Here is a 13,185-nt window from a genome sequence, read left to right on the forward strand (position 1 = left end):
CGAGCAAGCTCGCTCCCACAAGGGATCTAGCGGGTACGCAAATCCTGAAGCCAACCCCAAAACAACTGTGGGAGCGAGCTTGCTCGCGAAGGCGCCGGGTCAGCCGAATCATCGTTGGCTGGTACTCCGCTTTCGCGAGCAGGCTCGCTCCCACAAGGGATCTAGCGGGTACGCAAATCCTGAAGCCAACCCCAAAACAACTGTGGGAGCGAGCTTGCTCGCGAAGGCGTCGGGTCAGCCGAATCATCGTTGGCTGGTACTCCGCTTTCGCGAGCAGGCTCGCTCCCACAAGGAAATTGACCTCAGTTCAACAGCACTTCGGCCCACCCTTGCCGCCGTAACGGGCTTCCTGGCGTTCCCGGAAGAACGCCTCGTAGTCCATCATCGGTTTGTCCGGGTGCTTGGTTTGCATGTGCTCGACGTAGTTGTCGTAGTCGGGCATGCCGACCATCAGGCGGGCGGCCTGACCGAGGTATTTACCGAGGCGACTCAAGTCATTGAACATCGTTGCAATCCCCTATCAAGCGTCCGGCACGGCCTGGAATGGCGCTTCTTTGTCCGTGCGTTCCTTCGTGCCCCAGGCGGCGATGCCGACCTTGAGCGCGTAGAACAGGATGCTGAAGACCACGAACAGGAACAACACCGTCAGCGTTGCGTTGGTGTAGGCGTTGAACACCACGTGCTGCATCTGCTCGATGCTCTTGGCCGGGGCCAGCACCTGGCCGGCGGCCAGGGCATCGTTGTATTTGCGCGCCAGGGCCAGGAAGCCGATCGCCGGGTTGGCGTCGAACAGCTTGATCAGGCCCGCGGTGGTGGTGCAGATCAGCAGCCAGGCCGCCGGCAGCAGCGTGACCCAGACGTAGCGCTGGCGCTTCATCTTGATCAGCACCACGGTGGCGAGCATCAGCGCGATACCGGCCAGCATCTGGTTGGAGATGCCGAACAGCGGCCACAAGGTGTTGATGCCGCCCAGCGGGTCGATCACGCCTTGGTACAGCAAGTAGCCCCACAGCGCGACGCAGCCGGCGGTGGCGATCAGGTTGGCGGTCCAGGATTCGGTGCGCTTGAGCGAAGGCACGAACGAGCCGAGCAGGTCCTGCAACATGAAGCGCCCGGCACGGGTGCCGGCGTCCACCGCGGTGAGGATGAACAGCGCTTCGAACAAGATTGCGAAGTGGTACCAGAACGCCATGGTGTTCTCACCCGGCAGCACCGAGTGGAGGATCTGCGCGATCCCGACCGCCAGGGTCGGCGCACCGCCGGCACGGGCCAGCACGGTGGTCTCGCCGATGTCCTTGGCCACCGCTTGCAGCGCGTCGGGGGTGATTGCGAACCCCCAACTGCTGACGGTCTGGGCCACGGCCACCACGTCACCGCCGACGATCGCCGCCGGGCTGTTCATGGCGAAGTACACGCCCGGCTCGATCACCGAGGCGGCAACCATCGCCATGATGGCCACGAAGGATTCCATCAGCATGCCGCCGTAACCGATGTAGCGGGCGTTGGTTTCGTTATCCAGCAGCTTGGGCGTGGTGCCCGAGGAGATCAGCGCGTGGAAGCCCGAGACCGCGCCGCAGGCAATGGTGATGAACAGGAACGGGAACAAACCGCCCTTCCACACCGGCCCGGTGCCGTCGGTGAACTGGGTCAGCGCCGGCATTTTCAGCTCGGGCATGGTGACCAGGATGCCGATCGCCAGGGCGACGATGGTGCCGATCTTGAGGAAGGTCGACAGGTAGTCCCGTGGTGCGAGGATCAGCCACACCGGCAGCACCGCCGCGACAAAACCGTAGCCGATCAGCATCCAGGTGATCTGGATCCCGGTGAAACTGAAGGCCTTGGCCCACACCGGATCGGCGGCAATCTGCCCGCCCAGCCAGATCGAACCCAGCAGCAACAGCACGCCGATGAGCGAGATTTCACCGATGCGGCCCGGGCGGATGTAGCGCATGTAGACGCCCATGAACATCGCGATCGGGATGGTCGCCATCACCGTGAAGATGCCCCACGGGCTCTCGGCCAGCGCCTTGACCACGATCAGCGCCAGCACCGCGAGGATGATGATCATGATCAGGAAGCAGCCGAACAGCGCGATGGTGCCGGGAATACGGCCCATTTCCTCGCGCACCATGTCGCCCAGGGAGCGACCGTTGCGGCGGGTGGAGAGGAACAGGACCATGAAGTCCTGCACCGCACCGGCCAGCACCACGCCGGCGATCAGCCAGAGCGTGCCGGGCAGGTAGCCCATCTGCGCCGCCAGCACCGGCCCGACCAGCGGCCCCGCGCCGGCGATGGCCGCGAAGTGGTGGCCGAAAAGGATGTGTTTGTTGGTCGGGACGTAGTCCAGGCCATCGTTGTTGAGCACGGCAGGCGTGGCCCGGCGCGCGTCGAGTTGCATCACGTTGTTGGCGATGAAGAGGCTGTAGTAGCGGTAGGCGACCAGGTAGATGGCGACTGCCGCGACGACGATCCAGAGGGCGTTGATCGGCTCTCCGCGGCGCAAGGCCACGACGCTCAGCGCACAGGCTCCCAGAACAGCCACGGCAAACCAGGCGAGGTGTTTAACCAGACGGGTTGTCATTGCGTGTCTCCTGCCGATATCCAGTGGATTGCGGCGATTGTTTTTATAGTGTGCCCCGGCTATTCGGAGCCGGCCCAATATCCCTGCATGCCGTCAATAAATAAATCCGTAGTACTACGTAGAACCGCGATTCCCTTGTGGGAGCGAGCCTGCTCGCGAAAGCGGAGTATCAGTTAATGATGATCTGTCTGACCCACCGCCTTCGCGAGCAGGCTCGCTCCCACAGTTGTTTTGGGGTGACCTCAGGATTTGCGGACTCGCTAAATCCCACTGTGGGAGCTTGCTCGCGATGGCGGATCTTCAGCCAACACTTCAATGACTGAAACGCCGCTATCGCGAGCAAGCTCGCTCCCACAGTTTTGAGCCCCGTATCCGGTAGGATTGTTGAGCGCACACAGGTTTGGCATATGATGCCCGCCATCCCACCTCCCCGCCGAATCCGGACTGGAGTACAGATGCTGCTCAAACACAAGATCGTCGCCCTCGGGATCCTGCCGCTGGTCCTGGCGATTGCTGTCATCGGCGCCTTGGTCATTTCGCTCAACCGCCAGTTGGGTGACCAGCAGGCGCAACTGATCGAAGACAGCATCCTGGCGAGCAAGCGCGCCGAGCTGAAGAACTACGTAGAAATGGCGCAAAGCCTGATCGCCCCGCTGTATGACGACGGCAAGGGCGACGCGCGGGCGCAGCAGCAAGTGCTGGAAGAGCTGCGCAAGCTCAGTTTCGGCATCAACGGTTATTTCTTCGTCTATGACCGCCAGGGCCGCAGCCTGATGCACGCCCGACAGTCGGAACTGGTCGGGCAATACCTTTGGGACATGAAGGATCCCCACGGCCTGCCAGTCATCCAGGCGTTGATCAAGAGCGCCGAATCCGGCGAAGGCTTCCAGCGTTACGCCTGGAACAAACCCTCCTCCGGCCAGGTGACCGAAAAGTTGGCCTACGTCGTGATGCTGGATCGCTGGGGCTGGATGCTGGGCACCGGGATCTACCTGGAAGACGTCGAACGCGCCACCCAACAGGCCCGCGACGAGGTGGCCCAAGGCATCCACACCACCATGCAAGCCATCGCCGCCGTCGCCCTGATAGCGGTGCTGCTGGTATTTGCCGGCGGCATCACCCTCAACGTCAGCGAACATCGCCTGGCTGACAAGAAACTGCAGCGCCTGAACCAGCGCATCGTCAGCCTCCAGGAGGAAGAACGTTCCCGGGTGTCTCGCGAGCTGCATGACGGCATCAGCCAGTTGCTGGTGTCGATCAAGTTCCAGTTCGAACTGGCCAGCCACGTCATCGAGAACGGCCAGGAAAATGGCCTGGGCATCTTGAAGAACGCCACGGACCGACTAGGCGAAGCCATCGGCGAAATCCGCAGCATCTCCCATGACTTGCGTTCCTCATTGCTCGACACCCTGGGCCTGCCCGCCGCCATCGGCCAGCTCGCAGCCGAATTCGAGCAGCGCAGTGGCCTGGAAGTGTCCTACCGAAGCAACGAATTCGACTGTCGCCTGGAAAACGGCGCACCCGTCTCGCTGTTCCGCATCGCCCAGGAAGCGCTGACCAACATCGAGCGTCACGCCGGGGCGAAACGTGTCGCCATTACCTTGTTCGGCTCGGGCCAGTCCTTGCGCCTGACCGTGGTGGACGACGGGATGGGTTTCAACGTCCCGCAGGTCGAACGTGGCCATGCCGGCATCGGCCTGCGTAATATCCGCGAGCGGGTCGAGCATTTTGGCGGGCGGCTGGAGATGACATCGGTGCCGGGACGAAGCGAACTGGATATCCTGCTGCCCATGACCATGCCGGCCACGGAAAGTTGATGCGCGCCTACACCACCAAGAGCACCTGCCGATGAACCTGCCCCCCGTCATACGCGTCGCGCTGGTCGATGATCACGCCCTGGTCCGCGATGGCATCCGTGCCCTGCTGTCCGTCATGCCCCGGCTGGACGTGGTCGGCGAAGCGGAGAACGGCGTGCAGGCGATCGAGATGGTCGGGCGCTGCCAGCCGGACCTGCTGCTGATGGACATCGGCCTCAAGGACATGAACGGCCTCGAGCTGACCCGGCAGTTGGGCAAGCAATACCCTGGCCTGAAGATCCTGATCCTGAGCATGTACGACAATCATGAATACGTCAGCGAATCCGTGCGCGCCGGTGCCAGCGGCTACGTCCTGAAAAACTCGCCGTCGAAGGAAATCCTTGCGGCCATCGAAGCCATCATTGGTGGCGGCACCTTCTACAGCGCCGAGATTGCCCAACGCCTGGCCTCCGACCCGAACACCGACAACGAACTGACGCCGCGCGAGAGCCAGGTACTGGCGAAAATGGTCCAAGGGCTCAATAACAAGGAAATGGCCCGGGAGCTGGACATCAGCGTACGCACCGTCGAGACCCACCGCCTGAGCATCCGCCGCAAGCTCAACATCGACAAGCCTGCGGCCCTGGCGAAATACGCGATCGATCACGGGATCATTCCCCGCTAGGCCCTTGTGGCAAGGGAATTGTAGGAGCTGCCGAAGGCTCGGGCCGCGTTCGGACGATCTTTTGATCTTTTTGTCTTTCGCTTGAGATTCAAGCGCCTGAGGAAAGATCGCAGCCTCGTTGCACTCGTCAGCGCCTACACGGCGGTCATTCAGCGTAATAGCCAGGGTGTTCAAGATCCGTCAACAGGCCCGGCCCGCTCGGCACCCAGCCCAACAAGCCACGGGTGTACTCGCTGGACACCGCCATGTTCGCGCTCGCCATGTGCGCGAACCAGCCAAAATGCTCGCGCTCGCGGGATTCGACCGGCACCCCCAGGCCACGCCCGATCGCCTGGGCGATGTCCTTGAACGGCACCGCTTCGTCGGCCACGGCGTGGTAGACGGCCTGGGTCACGCCCTGCTCCAGCGCCAGTCGATAGACCCGTGCCGCATCCAGTCGATGCACGCCCGACCAGCAATGGCTACCGTCGCCGGGGTAAGCCGATAAGCCCTTCTCCCGGGCCAGACGAATCAGGATCGGCACGAACCCATGGTCGCCGGCGGCATGGACCGATGGCGCCAGCCGCACAGTCGCCACCCGCACGCCACGCTCGGCCAGGTCCCTCGCCGTGGTTTCCGACTTGCGGGGCGAGGCCGGGCTGACCACTTCCAGCTCACTCGCGCCCCGGGTCAATCCGAACAAGCCCGAGGTCACCAATAGAGGCCGCTCGGAGCCTTGCAACGCGCCGCCCAATGCCAGGATCGCGCGGCGATCTTGCTCGGCATTTTCGGCAAATCGTGAAAAATCATGATTGAACGCGGTGTGAATCACCGCATCCGCGGCCGAGGCTGCGTTGTGCAGAACATCCAAGTCATCCAAGGTTCCTCGAACCACCTTTGCGCCGGTGGCGGCCAGCGCGGCAGCCTTTTCCTGGCAACGGGCCAGGCCGGTGACCTGATGCCCGGCGCCGAGCAGATCCCGCACCACGGCCGACCCAACCCAGCCTGTGGCACCGGTAACGAATACGTGCATGAGCAACGCTCCTGTCTGAAAAAAGCGATCGAAAGTCTTCTATAACCTGAACAAGGCTCAGGATGTGTATTGAACTTGTATTTCCCGGCTTCCGAGCAGCATCAAGGCCACCCCGAACGACAAGGCGACGGCGACGGCAGCGCCCAGGTAAACCGTCTCGATGCCCCACCCACCGGCCAACACACCGGCCAGCGGGCTGGTGATACCCAGGGAAATATCCAGGAACGCAACATAGGCGCCCATGGCCAGGCCGCGTGACTGCGGCGGAGCACGCCGCACCGCTTCGACGCCGAAACCGGGAAACGCCAGGGAATAACCGAAGCCGGTAAACGCCGCGCCGAGGTAGGCGACGAATGCCGCATCGGCGCCCCAGATCAGCAACAGCCCAACGGCTTCGATCACCACGCAGACCAGCGCGACACGGGCACCGCCGATCCTGTCCGGGAGATGTCCGAACAACAGCCGCGCGCCAATGAAGGCCAGGCCGAACGCCGTGAACGCCAGCGACGCATTGCCCCAATCCCTGGCCGCGAACAACAGGGCAATGAACGCCGTGAGCACGCCAAAGCCGACGCTGCAAAACGCCAGGCCCATGCCGGGCACCCACACGGCGCCGAGCATCGTGTAGAACGGTGTCCGCCGGGTCGCCGTGGGGGCAACGGCGCGGACGCCGGCGACAACCGCCAAGGCCAGCAGGGGGATGAACATCGACGCCACGACAATGCCCATGAATCCCCAGCCGGCATTGAGCGCCACGCCAAGCGGAGCGCCCGAGGCGAATGCGCCGTACATGGCAATGCCATTCCAGGCCATGACCTTGCCGGCGTGCTGCGGCCCTACCAGGCCGATGCCCCACCCCAACGCACCGGTAACCACGAGGCTTTCGCCAACCGCCAGCAACACGCGGCCCACCAACAACAGCCAGACCGACAACACCGGCGTGGCCACGAACGCCAGGGACAGCAGATAGACCAGTGCGGAAACCGCCGCCGTCACCAGCCCAGCCATGACCGCGCGCTTGCCGCCGCGCATGTCGGCAAAATTGCCGGCCCAGGCCCGCGACAACAGCGCCGCGGCGAACTGTGCACCGACCACCAGGCCAATCACCCACGTGCCCATCCCCAGCGTGTCGTGCAGATGAAGCGGCAAGACAGGCAATTGCAGGCCGATGGTGAGAAAACCGATGAACACGGTCAACGTAAGCGGCAACAACCTGAGCACCGGATTGGCCTCGACGGTTGCCTGAGGCGCCGCAGCGGCGCCGTGATGGACATTTTCTTGAGTCATGAACCTTACCTGCGAAAAGGAACGCGATGGGACGTTGAACGCTGCTCGTGCAGCCGACTAGAATGCGATCAATTAGTCGCATTCAAGATACGAATAATCCGTCGCATTTCCTATTCGCATTCCTTTCCCCGGTAACTTGCCCTTATGTCCGAACGCCCAAGCCCGCAGATTTCCTCGCGCAAACAGCCGAAACAGGCGCGCTCCACCGAACTCGTGGCGGCGGTCCTGGAGGCGGCTGTTCAGGTTTTGGCGACGCAGGGCGCCCCACGTTTCACCGTGGCCCGTGTTGCCGAGCGTGCGGGCGTGAGCGTCGGGTCGGTCTATCAGTACTTTCCGAACAAGGCCGCGATCCTGTTCCGACTGCAAAGTGATGAATGGCGACAGACCAGCGATATGTTGCGAGACATCCTGGAAGATCCTGCCAAGCCGCCCCTGGAGCGGCTGCGAACCCTTGTGCTGGCGTTCATCCAGTCCGAGTGCGACGAAGCCCAGATCCGCGTCGCACTCAATGACGCTGCGCCGCTTTATCGGGATGCGCCTGAGCACCAGGCGGCACGCAGTACGGTGCAGGCATCGGTGGACGCGTTCATGCAGCAGGTGCTGCCGGACGCCAACGTGCAGGCCCGCGCCCTGGCCGGCGAGCTGATCATCGCGACCCTCAGTTCCGTGGGGAAACGGTTTTCGGCAACGCCTCGCACCCGGCAAGAAGTCCAGGCGTATGCCGGTGCCATGGCCGATATGTTCTGCGCCTACCTGGAAAACCTGCGGGCGCTCGATACCCCCTCAGGCTGATCGATCGTCTCGGCGTTCCAGTGACAGCCCGCCGGCAGTTTTACTACACTCCGTCGTCTTGTTCCCTTCCCTTGCGAGACGTCCCATCCTCATGAAAACCATAACAAGCACGATGACGTTCTGTGGCCTGCTGGCGCTCGGCGGCAGCGCATGGGCCGAGCCCGCCCCGTCACATCTGGATCGCGTCCTTGAGCAGGGTGAATTGCGGGTATGCACGACCGGCGACTACAAGCCCTACACCTACAAGGCCGAATCGGGGGAATACGAAGGCATCGACATCGACATGGCCCGGTCGCTCGCCACCAGCCTGGGCGTCAAGGTGCAGTGGGTCCAGACCACATGGAAAACGTTGATGCCAGACATGCTGGCCGGCAAATGCGACGTCGGCATGGGCGGGATTTCGGTCACCCTGGAACGCCAGAAGAGAGCCTATTTCAGCAACACCCTGGACGTCGACGGCAAGATCCCGCTGGTGCGTTGCGAGGACCAATCGCGCTACCAGACCATCGAGCAGATGAACCAGCCTTCGGTACGCCTCGTCGAGCCGGCCGGCGGCACCAACGAAGCCTTCGTGCGGGCCTTCCTGCCCAAGGGCCAGTTGGCCTTCCATGACAACGTGACGATCTTCCAGGAGCTGCTGGACAAACGCGCCGACGTGATGATCACCGATGCCTCGGAAGCGCTCTACCAGCAGAAACTCAAGCCGGGCCTGTGCGCCGTCAACCCGACCCACTACCTGCAATATGGCGAGAAAGCCTACCTGCTGCCCCGTGACGACAACACCTGGAAAATGTACGTCGACCAGTGGCTGCACCTGAGCAAGGCCAATGGCAGCTACCAGAAGGTGATCGGGCAGTGGCTGGCGGTGCCCGCTGCCCAATAACCGCATTCACAAACACAAAACCTGTGGGAGCGAGCTTGCTCGCGATAGCGGTATATCAGTCAAAGCTAATGTGACCGACATGACCCATCGCGAGCAAGCTCGCTCCCACAGGTTAAATCTATCCAGGCGCGATTTTCACCCAAGGCCTGACTACTTCACTGCCCCGCCCGCACCTTGGCGATTTCGTCATACATCATCTTCACCAGATCCCCATCCAACGATTTGGCAAACTTGTCGATCACCGGCTGCACGCGCTCGCGGAAGCGGTCTTTCTCGGCCGGGGTGATTTCGTTGACGGTCATCGCACCGGCCAACGTGGCCTTGGCCTTGTCCATGCTCGCCGCGGTGACTTCACGCTGATAGGTCTGCGCCTCGGCTGCGGCGGCGCGAATCATCGCCTTTTCATCGTCGTTGAGGCGGTTCCAGGTTTTCTGGCTGATGATCAGCGACTGCGGGTTGAAGATGTGACCGGTGACCGAAAGATACTTCTGCACCTCGTAGAACTTGTTGCCTTCAATCACCGTGTAAGGGTTTTCCTGGCCGTCGATGGTGTGCTGCTCAAGACCCGTGTAGACCTCGGGAAACGCCATCGGCACCGGGTTCGCGCCCAGGGCCGTGAACGTCTCCAGGTAGATCGGCGACTGGATGACACGCAGCTTCAGGCCCTGCAGGTCTTCGAGCTTGGTCACCGGGTGCTTGCTGTTGGTCAGGTTACGAAACCCCAGGTCCCAGTAACCCAGCCCTACCAGCCCTTTACTGTCCAGTTGCGCCGCCAGTTTCTGCCCGACCGGCCCATCGATGACCGCATGGGCCTCCTCGACGTTGTTGAACAGGAAAGGGAAATCGAGCATGGCGTAATCCGGTGCCTGGGCGGCCAGGATGCCGGAGTTGAGCACGGTGATGTCCAAGGTCCCGCCCTGCAATGCCGACACCGTTTGCACATCGCCGCCCAGGGTTCCGCCGGGGAACAGGCGGACCTTGATCTTGCCGCCGCTCTTTTCGCTGAGCAGGTCGGCGAACTTCTGCGCGCCCTGGCCCTGGGGATGTTCCTTGACGTTCTGGAAGGCGAATCGCAAGGTCCGCTCGCGGGTCTCGTCCGCGTGGCTGGCTACACTGGTCAGCAGCAAGCCCGTCGCACAGGCCCCGGCCAGCAAGGTTTTCATCAGTTTTCCCATGTCACTCTCCGATCATTATTGTTTTTAAAGGTCGAGCCAGACAGCACCGGCGTCATCCGGTGAAGAACTTCAACGGTCCCATGACCAATTGCGGAAACAGGACCAACAGGAGCAGCACCACGAACTGCGCAAACATGAACGGCCAGACCCCGCGGACGATCTCCTCGAAGTCCAGCTTCGCCACGCTGCAGACCACGTTGAGCACCGTGCCCACGGGCGGCGTGATCAAGCCGATCGCGGTATTGATCAGAAACAGCACGCCGAAGTACACCGGGTCGATCCCCGCCTGGATCACCGCGGGCATCAATACCGGGGTCAGGATGAGGATGGTCGGGGTCATGTCCATCACCGTACCGACCAGGATGATCAGCGCCATCATCACCAGCAACAGGAGCGTCTGGTTGTCCATGAACGGCGCAAGCAGGTCCGCCAACTGGCCCGGCAGGTCGGCGATCGTGACCAGCCACGATGAAACCATGGCCGCCGCCACCAACAGCATCACCACCGACGTGGTCTTGGCCGAAGACAGGATCACTTCGTAGAGCTGGCTGACCTTCATTTCCCGGTAGATCACCAGCGACACGAACAGCGAATAGACCGCCGCGACCACTGCCGCCTCCGTGGGCGTGAAAATACCGAACTTGAGGCCCAGGATGATGATCAGTGGCAAGCCCATCGCCCAACTGCCGTCGAGCAGCGTACGCAGCACTTCGGCACGGGAACGCTTGGGCGGCGTCTCGACAAGTTCACGGCGAGAGATGAACCACCAGGCCACGGCCAACCCGACACCCAGCAACAGCCCAGGCACGATGCCGGCCAGGAACAGCTTGGAAATCGACACACCGGACGCCACGCCGAACACGATGAAACCGATGCTCGGCGGAATCACTGGCGCAATGGTGCTGCCGGCGGCGATCAACCCGGCCGAGCGCCCGCGGTTGTGCCCCGCCAATACCATCATCGGCACCAGCAACGCCGCCAGCGCCGCCGCATCCGCCACGGCCGAACCGGAAAGCGAGGCCAGCAGGCAGGAGGCGATGATCGCGACATAACCCAGCCCGCCGCGCTTGTGCCCCACCAGCGCCATGGCGATGTTGACGATGCGCTTGGACAGCCCGCCGACATTCATCACTTCGCCGGCCAGCATGAAGAACGGCACCGCCATCAGGGGAAAGCTGTCAGCGCCATTGAGCAGGTTTTGCGCGATGATCTGGGCGTCGAACAGGTCCAGGTAAAACATCAACGCGACGCTGACCGCCAGCAAGGCAAAGGCAATCGGAATGCCCAGCGCCATGCTGCCCAGCAGCGACCCGAGGAAAATAGCCAGTGTCATGGGCGGGTACTCTTGAGACTGTCAGGGGTGAGGGTGTCAGGGCTGAGGTTGTCACGGTTGAGGGTGGCGGCTTCGCTTTCCTCGACCGACAAAGGCTCTTCATCCCGCAGTTTGCCGAACAACGCCAAGTACAGTTCGTACACCAGGATGGCCGTCGCGCTGACACCGAACACCAGCCCGGCGGCGTAGAACAACGCCATCGAAAGGCCTGACGCCGGCGCGACCACGTTGAGGTTGATGACCGCCTGCTGCCAACTGCCGATGACGATCAATCCGCAGATGTAGAGCATCATCAAATGCCCGATGACCAGGCAGACTCGCTTGCCTGCCGGCGGCAAGCGCTTGACCAGGCTGTTCATGCCCAGGTGCGCGCGGTCCTTGAGCGCCACCAGGGCACCGAGAAAAATCATCCAGACGAAGAACCAACGCGACAGTTCCTCCGAGACGCTGATGCCTGAGTTGAAGGCATAGCGCAGTACGACGTTGCCGAACACCAGCACGATCATCGCGACCATGCACAGTACGATCAGCCACTTGAGCAGCTTGAAATAGAGATCGACGACTTTTGCCATCTTGAACACCTCACAGGTTGATCCAGCACCGGCCTACAGCCGGCACGACAGGGCGAGCGCTATCGGATCGACGCTGGAATATTCCGGGAGGCACCGGAAAGGGAGGTATGCAACGAGGGCAAGTTCGGTTGACGGGCACGCATGAGGGGATCCTCTGTTTTTATTATGGCCTCGCCTGGGCATGGCAAGGCTGGGTGACCGCTAAAATGTACTACCCAGTTAATCCGGTCAATAACCTTGCGCGACCGGATGAGCGTTCCAGGCGGAACTAGCGTGCGATTATCGGTCACCGCGGCAGGGCGCCCTGCCGTCTCCTGGTCGGGTGGGAAATTTTTCGAGGCGTTTTGTATCGCTCTGTATAGAAGCAGGCGATTGATACGAATCCGCTGATTTCACGCCTTGCAGGCACACATCCTCGATACACCTGCGCGTTTAACTGCACTCACCGGACAGCAGCACATCCGCTGCACTGGCCCACTCAAACAAGCGCAAGGAGAAACACCATGATCAATTTCTCGAAACTCTCGACCCTGGCAATCGCCCTGACCCTGGTAGGTGGCGCCACGCTGTCGAACATCGCGGCGGCGGAAAACGCACCGTCGTCTTACGACCAGGCTGCACATCAACTGGCTGAAGGTGGCTCCGATCGACTGATCGAGAATCGCGTGGCCGAAGGTGGCTCCGATCGGCTGATCGAGAATCGCGTGGCCGAAGGTGGCTCCGATCGCCTGATCGAGAATCGCGTGGCTGAAGGTGGCTCCGATCGGCTGATCGAGAATCGCGTAGCCGAAGGCGGAGCTGATCGGTTACAAGAGCTGCGCGAACGCAGCACTGTGTGATAGCCGTTTTTTGTGGCGAGGGAGCTTGCTCCCGCTGGACTCTGTAGGAGCTGGCGAAGCCTGCGATCTTTCGCTTGAGATTCAAGCGTCTTTGGAAAGATCGCAGCCTCGCTTCACTCGGCAGCTCCTACAGAGTCCAGCGGGAGCAAGCGCCCTCGCCACAAGAGCATCCTGCCCCCCAGGCTGAAACATTGCCCATAAAAAAACCCCGCATCTCTCAATGCGGGGTT

12 protein-coding genes are annotated in these 13,185 nt (G+C 62.0%); 5 read left to right on the forward strand and 7 right to left on the reverse strand.

The window, feature by feature from the left end; all coding sequences use genetic code 11:
* Positions 1–307: 307 nt before the first annotated feature.
* Complete coding sequence (locus tag M8Q45_RS13070) at positions 308–505, reverse strand: YbdD/YjiX family protein (protein WP_003182142.1); 198 nt, start codon at positions 503–505, stop codon at positions 308–310.
* Between the two features lie 15 nt (positions 506–520).
* Complete coding sequence (locus M8Q45_RS13075) at positions 521–2,581, reverse strand: carbon starvation CstA family protein (RefSeq protein WP_249875097.1); 2,061 nt, start codon at positions 2,579–2,581, stop codon at positions 521–523.
* Between the two features lie 455 nt (positions 2,582–3,036).
* On the opposite strand from M8Q45_RS13075, the gene M8Q45_RS13080 reads away from it, so the two are divergent.
* Together M8Q45_RS13080 and M8Q45_RS13085 are read left to right on the forward strand one after the other, a co-directional pair.
* Positions 3,037–4,398: a cache domain-containing protein gene (locus M8Q45_RS13080; RefSeq protein WP_217861783.1), complete on the forward strand. Its 1,362-nt coding sequence runs from the start codon at positions 3,037–3,039 to the stop codon at positions 4,396–4,398.
* Between the two features lie 31 nt (positions 4,399–4,429).
* Positions 4,430–5,062, forward strand: a complete 633-nt coding sequence (locus M8Q45_RS13085; protein WP_249875098.1) for a response regulator — start codon at positions 4,430–4,432, stop codon at positions 5,060–5,062.
* 145 nt (positions 5,063–5,207) lie between these two features.
* Here the strand turns inward: M8Q45_RS13085 and M8Q45_RS13090 are convergent, their stop codons facing one another.
* Both M8Q45_RS13090 and M8Q45_RS13095 read right to left on the reverse strand, forming a co-directional pair.
* Complete coding sequence (locus tag M8Q45_RS13090; RefSeq protein ID WP_249875099.1) at positions 5,208–6,074, reverse strand: SDR family oxidoreductase; 867 nt, start codon at positions 6,072–6,074, stop codon at positions 5,208–5,210.
* 57 nt (positions 6,075–6,131) lie between these two features.
* Positions 6,132–7,361, reverse strand: coding sequence for an arabinose transporter (locus M8Q45_RS13095; RefSeq protein WP_249875100.1), 1,230 nt, complete (start codon positions 7,359–7,361; stop codon positions 6,132–6,134).
* Between the two features lie 144 nt (positions 7,362–7,505).
* On the opposite strand from M8Q45_RS13095, the gene M8Q45_RS13100 reads away from it, so the two are divergent.
* Positions 7,506–8,153 carry a TetR/AcrR family transcriptional regulator gene (locus M8Q45_RS13100; RefSeq protein ID WP_249875101.1) on the forward strand — a complete coding sequence of 216 codons (648 nt, stop codon included), beginning with the start codon at positions 7,506–7,508 and terminating at the stop codon, positions 8,151–8,153.
* A gap of 91 nt (positions 8,154–8,244) precedes the next feature.
* A complete protein-coding gene (locus tag M8Q45_RS13105; protein WP_249875102.1) occupies positions 8,245–9,036 on the forward strand; it encodes a transporter substrate-binding domain-containing protein in 792 nt (263 codons plus the stop codon).
* A 155-nt stretch (positions 9,037–9,191) separates the two neighbouring features.
* Here M8Q45_RS13105 and M8Q45_RS13110 read toward each other — a convergent pair whose 3' ends face one another.
* Genes M8Q45_RS13110 through M8Q45_RS13120 form a run of 3 tightly spaced genes read right to left on the reverse strand, consistent with a single transcriptional unit; the run spans position 9,192 to position 12,116 of the window.
* Positions 9,192–10,211: a TRAP transporter substrate-binding protein gene (locus tag M8Q45_RS13110; protein WP_249875103.1), complete on the reverse strand. Its 1,020-nt coding sequence runs from the start codon at positions 10,209–10,211 to the stop codon at positions 9,192–9,194.
* Positions 10,212–10,263: 52 nt separating this feature from the next.
* On the reverse strand, positions 10,264–11,544 hold the full coding sequence (locus M8Q45_RS13115) for a TRAP transporter large permease subunit (protein WP_249875104.1): 1,281 nt from the start codon (positions 11,542–11,544) through the stop codon (positions 10,264–10,266).
* The gene (locus M8Q45_RS13120; protein WP_249875105.1) at positions 11,541–12,116 is read right to left on the reverse strand and encodes a TRAP transporter small permease; all 576 of its coding nucleotides are present in this window, start codon (positions 12,114–12,116) and stop codon (positions 11,541–11,543) included. The genes M8Q45_RS13115 and M8Q45_RS13120 overlap by 4 nt, the downstream gene beginning before the upstream one ends.
* Before the next feature lie 503 nt (positions 12,117–12,619).
* Here M8Q45_RS13120 and M8Q45_RS13125 point away from each other — a divergent pair.
* On the forward strand, positions 12,620–12,955 hold the full coding sequence (locus M8Q45_RS13125; protein ID WP_249875106.1) for a hypothetical protein: 336 nt from the start codon (positions 12,620–12,622) through the stop codon (positions 12,953–12,955).
* Positions 12,956–13,185 lie beyond the last annotated feature (230 nt).

Source organism: Pseudomonas sp. T1.Ur, assembly GCF_023516725.1.
Lineage (GTDB): Bacteria > Pseudomonadota > Gammaproteobacteria > Pseudomonadales > Pseudomonadaceae > Aquipseudomonas > Aquipseudomonas alvandae.